This window comes from Nostoc sp. MG11 (assembly GCF_014904695.1).
Classification (GTDB): domain Bacteria; phylum Cyanobacteriota; class Cyanobacteriia; order Cyanobacteriales; family Nostocaceae; genus Komarekiella.
Genome location: NZ_JACXXN010000054.1, coordinates 1 through 15,382, shown reverse-complemented (window position 1 = coordinate 15,382; position 15,382 = coordinate 1). Strand labels below are relative to the sequence as shown.

Sequence of the window (15,382 nt, the reverse complement as noted above, 5' to 3'; positions counted from 1 at the left end):
TTGACTGATGACGGATGACTGATGACGGATGACATTTGACGGTTGACGGTTGACTGTTGACGGTTGACTGATGAATGATAAGTATGGACTAATGACTAATGACTAAACCTCTTTTACAGGTTTACCAACTGAGTAAATCTTACGGCACAATCAAAGCCTGCGATCGCATTTCTTTTAATCTTTATCCTGGGCAAGTTCTCGGTATTGTCGGAGAATCAGGTTCAGGTAAGTCCAGTTTGCTGAGTGCAGTTGCCAATCACATTGCTGTTGATCAAGGTAATGTTACTTATACTAGCCGTGGCGGTGAAGACTTAGAAATTTTTCAACTTGCGGAAGCTAAACGGCGATTGTTGATGCGAACTGAGTGGGGCTTTGTGCAGCAAAATCCCCGTGATGGTCTGCGAATGAAGGTCAGTGCTGGGGCGAATATCGGCGAACGCTTGCTAGATATTGGAGTGCGGCACTACGGCAATATTCGGGATGAGGCTGCCCACTGGCTACAACAAGTAGAAATTGACTCAGCCCGGATAGATGATCTACCAATCCATTTTTCTGGAGGAATGCAACAAAGATTACAACTTGCTCGTGTGTTGGTGACGCATCCTCGGTTGATATTAATGGACGAGCCGACGGGAGGGTTGGATGTGTCGGTGCAAGCGCGGTTATTGGATTTGTTGCGATCGCTTGTCCGCAATTTTAACCTCAGCGTGATTATAGTTACCCACGATATCGGCGTAGTCAGGCTGCTGGCACACAGATTATTAGTTATGCAACAAGGACAGGTGGTGGAATCAGGTTTAACCGACCAAGTACTTGATGATCCCCAACATCCATACACTCAATTATTAGTCAGCGCCGCTTTAACACCATGATGTGTTGACTGTTAACGGTCAAGAGTCATCTATTTTCTTAACTATGCAATCATTAACTCTTAATCATTGTCCCGTAAAGTTTTCTAGCCAAGCACTTTTGCAAGTTGAGAATTTGCGAAAAAGTTTTACTCTACATCAGCAAAGAGGCATTAATCTATCGGTGCTAGAAGGAGTGTCTTTGAGCGTTAATGCTGGGGAATGTGTTGCACTTTCTGGGGCATCCGGCAGTGGTAAATCTACATTTATGCGCTGTTTATATGCTAACTATCGCGTTGATAGTGGTTCAGTCTGGATAAAACATCAGGAAGATTGGGTTGATTTGTGTCAACTCGCTCCCCACGAAATTTTAGCAGTCCGGCAGAAAACCATTGGATATGTCAGCCAGTTTTTAAGAGTAATTCCTAGAGTGCCAGCCTTAGAAGTCGCCGCAGAACCACTGTTGGAATTAGGGATAGATATAGAGGTTGCACATAACAAAGTTAAAGACTTATTTCATCGCCTCAACCTCTCAGAACGACTGTGGCATCTTTCCCCCACTACCTTTTCTGGAGGCGAAAAGCAACGGGTAAATATTACTCGTGCTTTAGCAGTTGATTATCCCATTTTGCTATTGGATGAACCAACTTCAGCCCTAGACGCTACCAATCGCCAAGTAGTCATTGAACTGTTGCAAGAGAAAAAAGCTAAAGGCTGTGGCTTAATTGGCATTTTTCACGATGAAGAAGTGCAATCGCAACTTTGTAACCGCGAATTAATCTTTGGTAAGGATAACTGAACCATGAATGAACAGATTTACACTAACTATCGTCTGCAACTACCAGATCAAGAACTGCTAGGTACTTTGGTAGTGCGAGATGGATTGATTGCTGATATTCAACCAGGGATTGTGAGTCATGGTCAAAATGGTCAGGGAGATTATCTATTACCAGGATTGATTGAATTACACACCGATAATCTCGAACGCTGTATGTCTCCCCGTCCCGGTATTCGTTGGCCTTTAGAAGCCGCAGCAGTTTATCATGACCGAGATTTAGCCAGTGCGGGAATAACAACAGTATGTGATGCGATCGCAATTGGTGATGTAGCGGCTGGTTCTCCTCGCTTAACTAACTATGCGCCGATGATTGATGTCATTTCCCAAGCACAAGTCGCCGGACGCTTCTGTGTGGAACATCGCATTCATCTACGCTGTGAACTGGCTTTTGACAAGGTTTATGAGATTACAGCACAATACTCAGATCATCCTCTTTTATCAATGATTTCGCTGATGGATCATACTCCAGGTCAACGGCAGTTTACCCGGCTGGATAAGTTTAAAGAGTATTACATGGGAAAACACGGTGTTACTCCTGACAAAATTGACGAGTTCATCATCATTCGTCAGCAACAGCAACAACTATATGCACAAAAAAATCGTATGGCTTTAGTAGAACTTACCAAAGCCAAAGGTATTTCCTTAGCAAGTCACGATGATGCTACCGTGGAACACGTCCAAGAAGCGGTTCAAGATGGAGTAGTGCTAGCCGAGTTCCCAACTACATTAGTAGCTGCCAAAGCAGCGCATAATTTAGGATTACAAGTTTTGATGGGTGCGCCTAATTTAGTGTTAGGTGGTTCTCACTCTGGTAATGTTTCAGCTATGGAACTTGTTTTGCACGATTTAGTTGATGTGATCTCTTCTGATTATGTTCCTCAAAGCTTATTACAATCCATCTGGATAATTGCCCATAAGACTGGCAAGCCTATTTACCAAGCTATGCAATTATTTACCAGTAACCCAGCCAAAGCCATTAATGTATTTTGCGATCGCGGTAGTTTGGAGGTCGGAAAAAGAGCTGATGCGATCGCTGTTCATGATGATGGTATCATACCCCGTTTGAGTGCAACTATCTGCCGAGGCAATCGTATTTCTTAAGTTAAAAACATTACATATAAATATAACCTTTATGCTTAGAATTGCTTCTAGAGCAATGCCAGCTATCTACATCTTTACATCTTTTGAGGTTCTGTTCTATTCGATTTTGTTCATTTCTAGCCAGTTGTAGAGCATTAACTGAACTCCATTGAGCGCTGTATCAATTATGTAGAGCGTTTCTACAGCACTCGTTTTACAACTGGCATAGCACGGGACACCAGAAGCGGAAAGTTTTGCCACATCCCTCGTACAACTTAACTCCTTACTGTCTCATTGTGGTGATATCTCCATTGAAACTGCAACCCAAAGATATTGGATGCCAAATTGCCAAAATTGTTCAGGGTATTCTCCGATACTCCGACTCCAGAAGCGTCAACAGCTTTTCTTCCACAGCAGTAAGATAAGGACGGTTCAACTTACCCAATAACTGCAACAGACTTTTGACTGTCTCCTCCAGTGAGTATGAATACACCCGACTAATGCGATCACCTACGGTGGGCGCAAGCGCCATCGCTAAAGGACTGCATCTGCTCACATTCCTGGGGCAAGTAGTTGAAGGACTTCAGATGTTGCAACCCAATGGTGTACTCGCTATCCCAAACCCTTACGGTGCAACTAAACTCGTTTACTGCGCTGACTATCCCCCAACACCCACCCTTGCCCCTGAGTTCAGGATTGTCTTTAACAAGGATTTGGCACACTTCGCCGATTTGGTAGGTATTGGGTACTTTCGTCCTTTCCACGATGCGCTGCACAACATCTTTGACGATTCTACCAGTGGGCACTTTCCCGCCAGCAAGTTCTACCGCCTGTTGCCACGCTTCCTGCTGTTCCTGGGGTTCAAGCTTTGTAATGGAATGGGTCGGACTTGGCGCTCACTCGTGGGTAGAATTTGTGATCCACTGGTTGGCAAATGAGAGTTTGCCACATTTTGACAATCAATGGTTGTCAAATTTTCGTAAACACCAGCTGCGGCAATCAAATAATTTGATTGTTGCCAACTATGCCCAAAGCGATCGCGGCAATAATCTTCAAATGTTTTATGCGTGGAGCGATAAAGCCGTCTGTCCCTCAATTCCGTCAGCGCTTTCCCCGCCTCAAAAAACGCCCGTTCCACTTTCCTCTCCAGGAGTAGGCGATCGATCTGTTCTTCCTCTGTCAACTCTGGAACTTCAACAGCAGTAACCGTAATTGTTGCTGAACTTGGATCTACTTACTGGGAGATATCCTCGTCTACAGAGTTAGCTGCTGAAGTTGAATCGGTAGATGCGGCAGAGGTGGCTTTGTTGCGTCTAGAAGGTGGTTTAGGCATGATTCCACCCCTTTAGCTCAACAATATTTTTTCAGAGTCAATTGCAACGTAAATTTTAGAAGTAGTTGATAACTGCTCCGGCATAGCCCACCGCAGGCATCGCTTCTTTGGAAAAGCTGAAGTAGGGCAAGAGGATTAATAGTCTGAAGGTTAATCGCCATTAGAACTTTCTGTTAAATTAACCCCAGGAATATGCTGAATCCATTCACCTAAGCACTCTTTCAAATCCAGCCCTACAGCATTGGCTGCCCTGATGAGGGTGTCTAAAGGTACACCCTTTGTATCCTCGTTCTCAATTCTATTAAAATTTGCCCCGCTCATTCCGGCGTAATCACCAGCTACGGTTAAACTCATCCCCGCAGCTTCTCTTGCCTTTTTCAAAGCAGTTCCGATACCAGTAAACTCCACTTCAATAATAATTTTCATTAAATCCATAGTTGTTGGTGGGTGATACGTACAAGATAGTCTTACAGAGGGTACCGTGTAACTCTGCATTGGATGCAGTGGGGTGGTTATCGATGCCAGCATTACCCCATGCAGAAGTTGACTGCGAAGAATTGTTAGATCGACCGTTTGAGATGCTCAATTCTGACCAATGGCAACTTCTGAGGGAATATGAGCCGAATTTGGATTTGGTAGCGGCGTAATTCTCACACATACGAAGCGCGATCACGCACTTCTATTCACATCCAGGGCGATCGCCCCAACTCGTTCTTACTAACGAAACTTAAACATTTTTGAGGCAGAAACAAGCCTCAAACCCATACAGGGCAGGGAAAATACACCAAAGACTCAAAAATGCTTGAAACCCATATATATCAAGAAACTAAGCAAAACGATGTCGAAGTCTCTCTGTATATACATTTGAGTGTTTTTTCTGGCTATTTTTTGTCTAAGTCCCACTAACCACCAATTCATCTATGCAACCCGCAATATCGATTCCCCGGCACTGAGGCTACCCTCGCTTTGCTTTTGATCAGCGTACAGAACAGGGCTTGATTCTAGGGCTTTACTACTACCCAAATGGTACAGAATTGGCTGAACAATTTGGTGATGGCTGGCAATATGTATTGATGCCTAACAAAAACTCCGACGAAATATCGTACTTACAAGAGAACCAAATTCAACCGCTCTCTCCACAGGAATTGTTCACACAAATTACAGCAGAAATTGACTTTTATCAGCGTCAGATAGCAATGCTCCAACAACAGTTATCAATATTAGCTGGAGAGTTCACAAATGGTAATGGTAGTTGATAACTACATTGAGCGTACCTCTACTAAATTGTTGCACACATTAAGCCGCTCTGGTGGTTCTATTCTTTTGCACCGTATTCAGTTTTCAGAAACCATCATCCAATATCTATTGGACATGAAATATGCACAGATACAGAATATTGGGCAAGGTTTTTTATTAGAAATTGCCAAAGATTTTTAAACGGAGTATTTATGGATTCGCCAAGCCTATCTCAACTAGTTGAATCAACCCAGTACTTGTTTTCTCAAATGGCTGCACATCCCGAATACAAACAATTACAAGATTTGGGGTACAGCCCAGACTTGAACATTGCTGATGCTGAAACGGCACTCATATATCTGCAATGTGAATTAGACCAGAACAAACAACATTCTAATTAGTAGAAAAGTGAACATTTGAATGAGTTCATTGATTCAAGCGTTCGCAAAGCACTAAAAGTTACTTTTCAACTATAAACCTGTCACTATCCCACACTCCACATAAAACATGGTTACTGAAATCAAACTCGGTCTTTGCAATCCTCCTGAACCTATTTATCTATATGTCAATCAAGGAGAAATCAACGGTGAATCTTTTGTTTGGTACAAGTTTAATATTGAACAGGATAAGAAAATTCCAGTGACCCAAAGAGCATTAACAGGTTACTTATCAGAATTACGATTGACAGCTAAGGAGTTTAAAGGTAAGGACAACATGAAACTTGATATTGTTGTCAGTGCCGATGAACTGATTAGAACTGGGCTAGAAACAAACTTTGCTAGTACTGATGAGCTAACAGCAATCAAGACATGGATGCAACACTTGCAAAAATCAAAAGCTGGGGCAATGTAACGCGTTTCTGAATATAGGAGGCAGTAAAACTATCACTTCTGACTTCTATAACACTCTAATAATTACACAGGAACTACCAAGATGAGAGTCATCATTACAGTTGTTGAAAAAATTACCAGTGAAGCCCACTTAGATATTACTGATGGGCTTGATGAATCTGCCATCAGACAACACATCACTGACTTATATAACAGTGGGGAAATGCTGACTGATTTGAATATCTTTCAAGTCAACCTTGAATCAATCAGCGCCCGGATTATCAAAGACCAATCTCCGAATCATTCCATATCTGCATAATTTTTGGAGAGTTGAATATGATTATCAAAACTACCAAATGGACTGAAGCAGAACTCACAATCCTTGAGGTAAAAGCCGAACTTTATACCCCCAAACAAATTGCCTCAATTCTCAAGAGACATGGCTATTTTCGCACTCCCGATGCTATTGCGACTAAGCTTTGGAATTTGGGTTACTCCACACGCCCTTTTCTTGATAACTACAGTGCTGCTGAAATTGCTCGTATTCTTTGTGTTCATCCCACTACTGTTTCTGGTTGGGTAAGGCGTGGTTGGCTTTCTACTGGCAAACATTCTGTTAGATATTACCAAATCCGCAGATGGCATCTTAAACAGTTTTTTGACAATCCTCCACAGCATCTTAAAAAGCACATTGCCCAAATTGATAAAGAAGCTGTCAATTATTTACTAGGGAGACGAGCATGATTGACCAAATTAACACGGCTTCTCTTTGCTAATATCTCTCGCCACCTTGGGGTTCTTGCATTCCACCACTTGAAGCCAATCTACTTGAACGAGTCTACATCGGAACTACCAGAACATTCGGCTACTGCTGCGGTATCAGGTGGAAACGGGACAGATGGATTTATGCAATTGCCTGTGCTGGTGACATTATCCATACCACAGAACATGAAATCATCGGCACTGGGGAGATGCAACTGGCTGCTATAGAAAAACCCGCTTTTTTACTGGGTGAACGCGTCATGCTTCTTTCTGATGACCAACGGACAAAGCAGCGGCTAATTCTGGGGATTCAATTACTCAACAGGTCTTGGTTTTATTACGTCGAGTGGATACCTCCTGCACTGGAAGAAGCCACCACCTTGGATGACCGACTAGCTTTTGTACCCCAGAAGGATTTGGTGCGAGTGCTTTTTTGATGTGCTTTCAAGAATTAACTGTTTGAACAATAAGCAGAAGAACAAAATTTATGTTGACACATTTTTGGCAAGAAAAAGAAATTAACCAAATGCCCCAGGATGGTGAAATAGGGAGATACATAATACCCAAAGGCTATGTCAATGCAACTCAGATGTGCGCGGCGAATGCCAAGCTTTGGGGACATTACAAAGAGAGAAAATCTACAAAAGCCTACTGGCTGGAGCTTTCCAACGATATCGGAATCACGATATCGTCACTAATAATTGAAGTTTCAGGACGCGGAAGCACCCAAGGAACTTGGGTACACCCGGAAGTGGCAATCGATTTAGCCCAATGGGTATCTATTGGGTTTCGTGTTTGGGCAAACAGAACCTTAATGAAGGTGATGCTCACACAGCAAGGGGAGCAAGACCCTTCACCGCAGTCACCGGAACCATTTAAAACCCTAGCCCCATCTCAAGAAGCTGCACAGTTAGCCCTACTGTTAGGTGACTTTGCCGGATTAGACAAAGCCCTCACCGCCCAGCTTGCAGTCAACGCCGCCACTGCTGTCAACCCGGCTCTCAAGCCTGCTGCTGATCAGTTAAGAACAGCGAAGCGATCGCTTGTACCAATATTAGGGAAGATGCATATCTCAGACCAACAGACATTGGGCAAGTAGTGGGGATGAGTGCAGTAGCCGTTAATAACTGGCTAGTCCATGCAGGCTTACAGTACAGAACTGACGATAAGAAAATACCCTATCGCCCAACTGAGTCGGGTAAGCAATGGGGGCGAATGGTTCCAACTGTTGCCAGACCTTCAAATCAAACTGTCTTTCAACTTCGTTGGTTGCCCAGCATTACTGAGTTATTTGGGGATTGAAGTGATCACCTTAAAGCGCTGGGGGAAAGCCAATCGCCACCCAAGAAATATCAATAGTTGAGCCAGCAGTCAGTTCAAAAATCCCAAGTTTTCACCAAAGGGATGTATACAGTACAGTCCCCTACCAACCTTTAAGTACAGGAAACTATCATGCAACAACTCGATTTATTCCCACAATCAACGCCAGTTTTACCCGTCACTTACTATCCCGATTTCTTAGGAATTGAACAAGCAAATGAACTTTACCAACACTGTCTGAAACTGGAATGGCAGCAGAATTATATCAGGATGGTTGGTAAAACTCTACCTGTTCCGCGCCTGGAATGTATTTATGGTGATAAAGGCTGTGACTATCTCTATTCACAGAGTGTCCTTCTCAAACCCCTATGTTGGACAGACGAACTGTTTAACATAAGGGATTCTATCACTGCCCTTACAGGCTATAAATTCCGCATTGTCGTCGGCAACCAGTATCGCAGTGGTATCGATTCTATAGGTTGGCACGCTGACAATGAAGTGTCGATGGGATTGGAGCCGGCGATCGCTTCCCTAAGCTTAGGGTCATCGCGCAAATTCCAAATCAAACCCATCGGACTTTTGGCTGGAACACGGGAGCTTGCTTGTGATGCATCCTGGCTGTCAATCTACATATCTGCATCAGGTTCCCAAAACTAAAAAAGTAGTTAGGACACGTATTAATTTGACTTTTCGACCACACACCGGGGGAAGAAGTTGAAGAAGGCAGCTTGTTTTGAGTTTCAAGCGAATTTCCCAAAATGGTGTATCGTGTTTTCGCTTAGTTCATATGTACTACTATCTCGGTTTTAGAGCTAATTACCCCAGCTAACGAGATATTTCTAGCTCTGACAGCTTAACTGAAAACGACAGTTCTTTAACCAGTGTCTGCGTAACAAAGATTCCAAAGCGGTATAGGGTCATACCGCTTACTTTTCCATGCGTCTAAATATAGGAGGGGATATGATATCCAAGCACTTACAAGAATGGCTCAGTAGTGGGGTTGACGAAGAAATTATTACTTTGAATGTGCGATCGCTTGACGGTAACGTGCCTTATGAATGAATGGCACTAAGAAAAGCTGAAAGGCTTGTCCTGTTCGCTCTCAATGTACTCGTTCTGCTAACGACCCACGGGCATTAACCATACAGGCACAACCGGATTACGAAGCCCTTCAAAAACGCACAGAGCGACAAAAAACTCAGGAATTCCAAAAGCAGTATGCACTACGCTCCGGTATTGAAGGCACTATTTCTCTCTTAATTCGAGCTTTTGAAATGCGCGATTGCCGTTATGTTGGGTTAGCTAAAACTCATCTACAGCATATTCTGACGGCTGCCGCTATCAATTTAGGTCGAGTTTTCGCTTGGTTGGAGGAGATCCCAGTGGCTAAAACTCGCTCCTCACACTTTGCGAGACTGGCAGACTCTACTGTGTGCTGGATAATACTCGTTTAGACTGTTGTTTAAAAATCAATAAGATTTAGGTCTAAATCCGTGTATTACATGGAAAAGCATCGTCATTTCCAGTTAAACTTACGATGTAATACACGGTTAAGTTGATGTTAAAACGGGATATTCAGGGAAAGTTTGCGCTCAAGAATGATAATTATCGTGAAGTACGATCTTTGCGATTAACAGATGATACTTGGAAGGCTATTGGTATTGCCTCTGAATGTTTTGGCTTAACCCGTGCTGACTATTTAGAACACATTGTTAGGCATAACGCTAGCCCTTATATTACACGGGAAGAGGAGGAATTTTTAGCTTCCACTCCACCAAAAAACGAGCCTCAGCCGAGTATTCAAAGGCAGGGAGAGTTTCATCTAACATCGGATACCGCAAGTGAAAGACAGTCTGTTGCGTTGCCAACGATAAGAGACCTTGAAATCTTACGTGACCGTGTTTTGTCCCAACTGAAGTTAGGTAAGCAAGCTACTGGGTATAAAACTGCTCAGAAGGTTCTTAATCGTTTCATTGCTGAACTAATCGGTTCAGTTTAGCTGTTTAGGGAATTCGCCAACGGTATCAAGATCTCGGCTCAATACCAATTTCCCAAAAAGGCTGTTGGCTGTTAGCAATTGCTCTTTAAGCGGGCGCTTTGCGCCATCGCCTACGGGCTACCACTGCGTAGCTATTAGCATTGCTCACGGCTGGAAGGCTGAGATATTCACAAACAAAGGAAAGGTTATGCCCTCTTCAATACTACAGCATAATCATTGGTCGTGCGATCGCCTACGGTAGCCGGATACACCATCGCAAAAGAGTAGACACTTTGTGTTATTGCGTACTGTTTATAGTTATCTTTTACGACCAACATCGTGTAATCTAAAACCAGTTATAAAATCATGTAACTAGTTGCTTAAACCTTATAATTAGTTTTCTCTTCATTGGTGATCGCAGTGTTTAGGCTACATTAACTTTTACTAGGATGTCAACCTGGATCTAGTTTTTTTAAATGCGGGTATAAATAGCTATAAATTGTTGCTGTGATTTGGAGTATTCCTAAGACTATAAATAATAATCCAATGCCCCTTCCCTTCCCTACACCAATAATGCTGCCAACACTGCCAGCAAGTAGCCCCCCATTAGCTAAAAGTGGCTCAAATACATAATCAGCTAATGGCCCTGCCAACAGATAGGCAAGCGGCACAGATGAGCTAGTAATCATTCCCATCAAAGCAAAGACTCGTCCCTGTACGTCAGGCGCTACTTTCCTCAGCAATAAAGCTTCGCTACAGCCAGCAATCAAGGTAAAACAGAACAAACCTCCAAAGATTGATGCTGTGATTAGTGTTGTGGAGGGGCGCAACCCTCCAGAAAATATGCAAACTCCTAATAACATCCCAAAGCCGAGGATGCCGTAAATACTCCTCTTAGGGCCTCCCCATATGCCCATAAGCAAACTACCAACTAACGTCCCAATGCCACCGATGGACAGTATAGAGCCAGCAGTGGCAGAAGAAACAAACGTAAGAAGCATAGGTATCAGAAGTATGCTGATGGTTCCTATGATGAAATTAGTAATAGCGAAATACAGTAATAGCCCCAAGAGACCGGGATATTTAATGGTGTAATTCCAGCTATATACCAGATCACTGATCAGCGAACCTATTCCTTGATCACTTTTAGTAGTTTTAGCAGTAGTTTTGAGTTTAGGAAACTTAACAATCAAAAGTGTAGCAAGTGAGAAGAAGTAAGTTATGAAGTCAATTAGAAATATGCCCTGGAGTTGGATTGTCAAAACCAGTATTCCTGCCAGTGCTGGAATGAAAAGTTCTGTGATTGATTCCCCAATTTGTAATATCCCACTGGCGCGACCTAAGTGCTTCTTAGGGACAAGCAAAGTAGTAGCAGTGGTAGAAGCTAGTCGCTGAAAGAGGTTGCAAACTGAAATGACAGATATGGCAGCACAAATATACCAAACCTGGAGGCGAGAAGTGAAGAATAGTAATGCAATAAACAGCGTAGCCAGAGCAGCCACAAAATCACTGATTATCATTGTCCAGCGTCGATCCCAACGATCTACAAATGCGCCGGCAATAGGTGATATTAAGATAGGAGGCACGAGATTAAATAAACCAATGAGCGCATACTGAGTCACCGAACCCGTTTGCTGGTAAACCCATAAATCAAGGGCAAAGCTAGTGAGCCCTGAACCAACGATAGAGACGAATTGTCCCAAAGAGATAATAATGAATACTTTTAGTCTGTGTAGTTCGCGGATTGCAGCATATTTGGTCATTCCTTTCTCCTACATCGAGTAAATAGAGAACGACCTCCAAAAAAGTGTCTATCCTCTTACAGCCTTGGGGGTTTTCATAGAACGAAAACTTTCTTAACGTTAATTGCGCTAAAGTCGTAAAATTTTTATCCTTAAACAATTTTTTGTGATTGTTCAATACAGGTTGTCAACTGTTCTGCTAAAAGCTGAATGTAGGGTTCATTCAGCATTGTCCAGTGATTACCTGGAACGACATAGAGATTTAATGGTTGAGTAGAAAATTGATCCCATTTTAAAGCTAGATTGTCTAAACTCTCAGAATTATCTTGAAATTCATCATGTATCTCGTTAGCAGTAAAGCAGGTAATTGGACTTAAAAGAACTTCCTTTGGTTGGTAAATAATTTGGTGCTGAATCTTGAAAACTTGCAGCAGACCATGAAGTTGCCTAATTCCAATATCAGCAGGTAGCAAATTAGCTGCTTGTAAACGCTCTTGGAAGTAGTTTAATTGATCTTCTACACTCAGTGATTTGAGAACTTCAGAAGATATCTCTAAACTTGTTCCATAAAAATTTTCTAATACCAATCCAATCTCGTTTAACCAATCCGCATCATTCATTTCAATCTCTTGTTGTTCAACATCAATATCAAAATCAATCTCTGGTGCGCCAGGATCTAAAAGAGCTAGAAGAGCTACCTCCTGTCCCATTTTTTGTAACTGCCAAGCTATCTCAAAAGCTACACCGCATCCAAAAGAATGACCTCCTAATAAATAAGGCCCTTCAGATTGAATAGATTGTATTGCTTGAATGTAATATGTTGCCATGTCTTCAACTCGTGTATGTGGTTTTGATTTCCCATCTAAACCGAGTGATTGTAAAGCATAAAATGGTTGATCTTGACCTAAATGATGAGCTAAGTTGTAGAGATAAGTAGGATTGCCACCAGCTCCAGGTATACAAAAGAAAGGTCGTTTATTACCATTGGGCTTAATTGCTACTAAGGGAGACCAAATTAAGGCATCTATTGGCTGGCGAAGAAAAGTTGCCAGTTGTTGGATAGTTGAATTTTGGAAGAGGGTTGCTAGGGGTAGATTGGCTTGGAATTGCTGCTCAATTTTAGCCATCAATTGCACAGCTAAAAGGGAATGGCCACCGAGGTCAAAAAAGTTATCCCTGATGCCGACTGGGAAAATATTTAGAACTTCTGACCAGATTTCTGCTAGTTGTTGTTCTACGATATCAAGAGGTGGGACAAAGTTATTGTCCATAGCAGCGCTGTTTACATGAGGGATTGGTAGTCTGCGCCTATCTACCTTACCATTCGCTGTCAGTGGTATTGATTTCAGCAGCATAAAAACAGCTGGAACCATGTAATTAGGCAGTTTTTCTTCTAGGAATTGGCGTAGTTGTGGTATTAACTTTCTAATTAATTTACCCTGCAATGGATTATTAGCATAAGCGCTCCAAGGTACAATGCTAATTTTTTCTGGTAGCAAATCTATGGTTTGTATAGCTGACGGCAATTTAAAGATGACTTCATAAGACCCATTGGTATGAGAGTTAGACCAATTGATGTCAACAGAATAAGGTAAGTCAAGGCTTAAGTTCCACAGGTCTTCGGGGTCTATTCCTAAATTTGGGAATTTGGATAATGATTGGCGTAAGTGGTTGACAGTTTGAAGATTAGTGGAATCATTCAATAATTCCCAAGCTTTAATGTCTGTTTGAACACGCGCATTTAGTATACGCCGTATTCCTAAAATTTCTGGTTGAGTACTTACTAATAACTGACGAATATTAGCTAAAGTGAGAGGCTGACTTTGCCAATCTAACCATTCAATATTTAGAGAATTAGTAGTAATTTTCGGTGATTGCTCACAATCTTTTTTGTCATCTATATGGAGAATCACATCATAGCGGAATTTTGTAAATTCATTATGACAAACACCTCTTTTTGGTTGAATTTGAACATTACTAACTTTTGGTAAGTGCTGTTTAAGGCTGATAAAGAATGCCGGATCAATGAGTAATTCTTCTTCCTGTATTAAACGTTGCTGTATACGCTGCTGTAGTTTTTCTAGAGAAAGCTTATTTGAGGCTTGATGTAGTTGCACAGAGGTGTGATGAATCTCAAACAACAGTAAATTTCGTACATCTCTTATGAAAATAAAGCCTTTCGATTTAACTACACTGACAGAATTTTCTATGACACGCAATAAGTAAGAGATACTGGGAGAATACTGGATAACTGAGTTGATAATTACCGTATCAAAAACTTCAGTTTCTATTCCTTGAAAATCATCAGCCATTCTATGTAGAAGGGTGACATTTTCCAACCCGTTGACATATTGCTGCATCTGCTCAACATATAGGAGTGCTGCTTGTGAGTAGTCCATACCGAAATAATGACTACACTGGGGAGCAATTCGGGATAATAGTAAGCCAGAGCCGCAACCAATCTCTAGTACCCGCTTTGGTTGTAATTCCAAAATCCGTTTAACTGTGTAATCTACCCACTCACGCATTTCCTCTGCTGGAATTGGTAAGCCTGTATAGCTACTGTTCCAGCCATTAATATTGAAATCAAAGTCTTGAGTTTTAGGAATTTGTTGATAATTCTGTTCGTAGAGATTTTGCCAATCTGATATATAGTCAGTTTGCCATTCATCAATCTGTGATCGCAAACATTGATCATTTAAATTGGCAACTACATAAGCTACCAATTGCTTATCCCTGCCCTGATCTTCTCTGGCAATGACCACAGTTTCGCGTACCTGTGGATGTTGACTTAGCGCCGCCTCTATCTCACCCAGTTCTATGCGGAAGCCACGGATTTTTACTTGGTTGTCAATCCGTCCGAAAAACTCTATGTCGCCATTACTTTGGAACCTTACTAAATCCCCAGTTCTGTAAAGACGTGCCTGACATTCATCGCTAAAGGGGTGAGGAATAAATTTCTCTAATGTCAAATCTGGGCGGTTAAGATAGCCTTTTGCTAAACCGACACCGCCAATGTGCAATTCACCAGGTACACCAATAGGTACAGGCTGGAGATGGGAATCGAGGATGTAGATTTTAACGTTGGGAAATGGTCTACCAATAGGTACTAAAGCTTCAACTGGTAGGTTAATATTGCTGGTTTCAAAATAGCAACTGTCAATAGTGGCTTCACTCACCCCATAGGAATTAATCAATCGCGTTTCCAAACCACAAAAACGCTGAAATTCCTCATACTCCTTGACATACCAGCTATCAGAACCAACAACTAGCACCCGCATGAAGTCAAGATTTTGCCCCGTTTTCTCCAGATATGCTATCAAGTTTCTAATTACAGGCGGCACAAACTCGGCACAATCAACTTTTTGTTCTCGCATCAGATTGTAGAGCAGTTCTGGAGCGAGTAACCATTCCC

20 protein-coding genes and 2 pseudogenes are annotated in these 15,382 nt (G+C 42.2%); 18 read left to right on the top strand and 4 right to left on the bottom strand.

Annotation, left to right across the window (positions count from 1 at the left end):
• The first annotated feature begins 98 nt into the window (after positions 1 to 98).
• The 3 genes from phnK to phnM are packed head-to-tail and all read left to right on the top strand — an operon-like array spanning position 99 to position 2,787.
• Positions 99 to 872: a phosphonate C-P lyase system protein PhnK gene (gene phnK, locus HCR01_RS32510; protein WP_193200101.1), complete on the top strand. Its 774-nt coding sequence runs from the start codon at positions 99 to 101 to the stop codon at positions 870 to 872.
• A 43-nt stretch (positions 873 to 915) separates the two neighbouring features.
• Positions 916 to 1,647 (top strand): phosphonate C-P lyase system protein PhnL, encoded by a 732-nt coding sequence (gene phnL / locus HCR01_RS32505; RefSeq protein ID WP_193200100.1) that lies wholly within the window; start codon positions 916 to 918, stop codon positions 1,645 to 1,647.
• A 3-nt stretch (positions 1,648 to 1,650) separates the two neighbouring features.
• Positions 1,651 to 2,787: a phosphonate metabolism protein PhnM gene (gene phnM, locus HCR01_RS32500; RefSeq protein WP_193200099.1), complete on the top strand. Its 1,137-nt coding sequence runs from the start codon at positions 1,651 to 1,653 to the stop codon at positions 2,785 to 2,787.
• 96 nt (positions 2,788 to 2,883) lie between these two features.
• Here the strand turns inward: phnM and HCR01_RS32495 are convergent, their stop codons facing one another.
• Positions 2,884 to 3,027: a hypothetical protein gene (locus HCR01_RS32495; RefSeq protein WP_193200098.1), complete on the bottom strand. Its 144-nt coding sequence runs from the start codon at positions 3,025 to 3,027 to the stop codon at positions 2,884 to 2,886.
• A 200-nt stretch (positions 3,028 to 3,227) separates the two neighbouring features.
• Between HCR01_RS32495 and HCR01_RS39360 the strand changes: the two genes are divergently transcribed.
• Complete coding sequence (locus HCR01_RS39360) at positions 3,228 to 3,704, top strand: hypothetical protein (RefSeq protein ID WP_226889822.1); 477 nt, start codon at positions 3,228 to 3,230, stop codon at positions 3,702 to 3,704.
• A gap of 4 nt (positions 3,705 to 3,708) precedes the next feature.
• Positions 3,709 to 3,972, top strand: coding sequence for a hypothetical protein (locus HCR01_RS39355; protein WP_226889820.1), 264 nt, complete (start codon positions 3,709 to 3,711; stop codon positions 3,970 to 3,972).
• Positions 3,973 to 4,249: 277 nt separating this feature from the next.
• On the opposite strand, the gene HCR01_RS32480 is transcribed toward HCR01_RS39355, so the two are convergent.
• Complete coding sequence (locus HCR01_RS32480) at positions 4,250 to 4,534, bottom strand: helix-turn-helix domain-containing protein (protein ID WP_190946769.1); 285 nt, start codon at positions 4,532 to 4,534, stop codon at positions 4,250 to 4,252.
• 83 nt (positions 4,535 to 4,617) lie between these two features.
• Here HCR01_RS32480 and HCR01_RS40225 point away from each other — a divergent pair, with 83 nt between their 5' ends.
• From HCR01_RS40225 to HCR01_RS32425, 13 genes and pseudogenes are all read left to right on the top strand, one after another.
• Positions 4,618 to 4,746: a hypothetical protein gene (locus tag HCR01_RS40225; RefSeq protein WP_264299929.1), complete on the top strand. Its 129-nt coding sequence runs from the start codon at positions 4,618 to 4,620 to the stop codon at positions 4,744 to 4,746.
• Between the two features lie 348 nt (positions 4,747 to 5,094).
• The gene (locus HCR01_RS32475) at positions 5,095 to 5,355 is read left to right on the top strand and encodes a hypothetical protein (RefSeq protein WP_226889818.1); all 261 of its coding nucleotides are present in this window, start codon (positions 5,095 to 5,097) and stop codon (positions 5,353 to 5,355) included.
• Positions 5,339 to 5,536: a hypothetical protein gene (locus HCR01_RS32470; protein ID WP_193200096.1), complete on the top strand. Its 198-nt coding sequence runs from the start codon at positions 5,339 to 5,341 to the stop codon at positions 5,534 to 5,536. Before HCR01_RS32475 ends, HCR01_RS32470 begins: the two co-directional genes overlap by 17 nt.
• Before the next feature lie 11 nt (positions 5,537 to 5,547).
• A complete protein-coding gene (locus HCR01_RS32465; protein WP_193200095.1) occupies positions 5,548 to 5,736 on the top strand; it encodes a hypothetical protein in 189 nt (62 codons plus the stop codon).
• A gap of 106 nt (positions 5,737 to 5,842) precedes the next feature.
• On the top strand, positions 5,843 to 6,187 hold the full coding sequence (locus tag HCR01_RS32460) for a hypothetical protein (RefSeq protein WP_413773991.1): 345 nt from the start codon (positions 5,843 to 5,845) through the stop codon (positions 6,185 to 6,187).
• 81 nt (positions 6,188 to 6,268) lie between these two features.
• A complete protein-coding gene (locus HCR01_RS32455; RefSeq protein ID WP_193200094.1) occupies positions 6,269 to 6,484 on the top strand; it encodes a hypothetical protein in 216 nt (71 codons plus the stop codon).
• Between the two features lie 17 nt (positions 6,485 to 6,501).
• The gene (locus HCR01_RS32450; protein ID WP_226889816.1) at positions 6,502 to 6,909 is read left to right on the top strand and encodes a hypothetical protein; all 408 of its coding nucleotides are present in this window, start codon (positions 6,502 to 6,504) and stop codon (positions 6,907 to 6,909) included.
• Between the two features lie 59 nt (positions 6,910 to 6,968).
• Positions 6,969 to 7,364, top strand: coding sequence for a DUF1392 family protein (locus HCR01_RS32445; RefSeq protein ID WP_320073228.1), 396 nt, complete (start codon positions 6,969 to 6,971; stop codon positions 7,362 to 7,364).
• 50 nt (positions 7,365 to 7,414) lie between these two features.
• Positions 7,415 to 8,026: a KilA-N domain-containing protein gene (locus tag HCR01_RS32440; RefSeq protein ID WP_226889814.1), complete on the top strand. Its 612-nt coding sequence runs from the start codon at positions 7,415 to 7,417 to the stop codon at positions 8,024 to 8,026.
• Between the two features lie 5 nt (positions 8,027 to 8,031).
• The gene (locus tag HCR01_RS39350; protein WP_226889813.1) at positions 8,032 to 8,229 is read left to right on the top strand and encodes a hypothetical protein; all 198 of its coding nucleotides are present in this window, start codon (positions 8,032 to 8,034) and stop codon (positions 8,227 to 8,229) included.
• Between the two features lie 150 nt (positions 8,230 to 8,379).
• Positions 8,380 to 8,965: pseudogene (locus HCR01_RS32435) on the top strand (alpha-ketoglutarate-dependent dioxygenase AlkB family protein).
• A gap of 376 nt (positions 8,966 to 9,341) precedes the next feature.
• A pseudogene (locus HCR01_RS32430) lies at positions 9,342 to 9,701 on the top strand (transposase); the annotation flags it as partial.
• Positions 9,702 to 9,805: 104 nt separating this feature from the next.
• Positions 9,806 to 10,246, top strand: coding sequence for a hypothetical protein (locus HCR01_RS32425; RefSeq protein WP_193200093.1), 441 nt, complete (start codon positions 9,806 to 9,808; stop codon positions 10,244 to 10,246).
• Positions 10,247 to 10,677: 431 nt separating this feature from the next.
• Here the strand turns inward: HCR01_RS32425 and HCR01_RS32420 are convergent, their stop codons facing one another.
• Together HCR01_RS32420 and HCR01_RS39345 are read right to left on the bottom strand one after the other, a co-directional pair.
• Entirely contained in the window at positions 10,678 to 11,988 is a 1,311-nt protein-coding gene (locus HCR01_RS32420) for an MFS transporter (protein ID WP_193200092.1), read from the bottom strand.
• 131 nt (positions 11,989 to 12,119) lie between these two features.
• On the bottom strand, positions 12,120 to 15,382 hold a 3,263-nt coding region (locus HCR01_RS39345; RefSeq protein WP_226889811.1), incomplete at its 5' end, for a thioesterase domain-containing protein.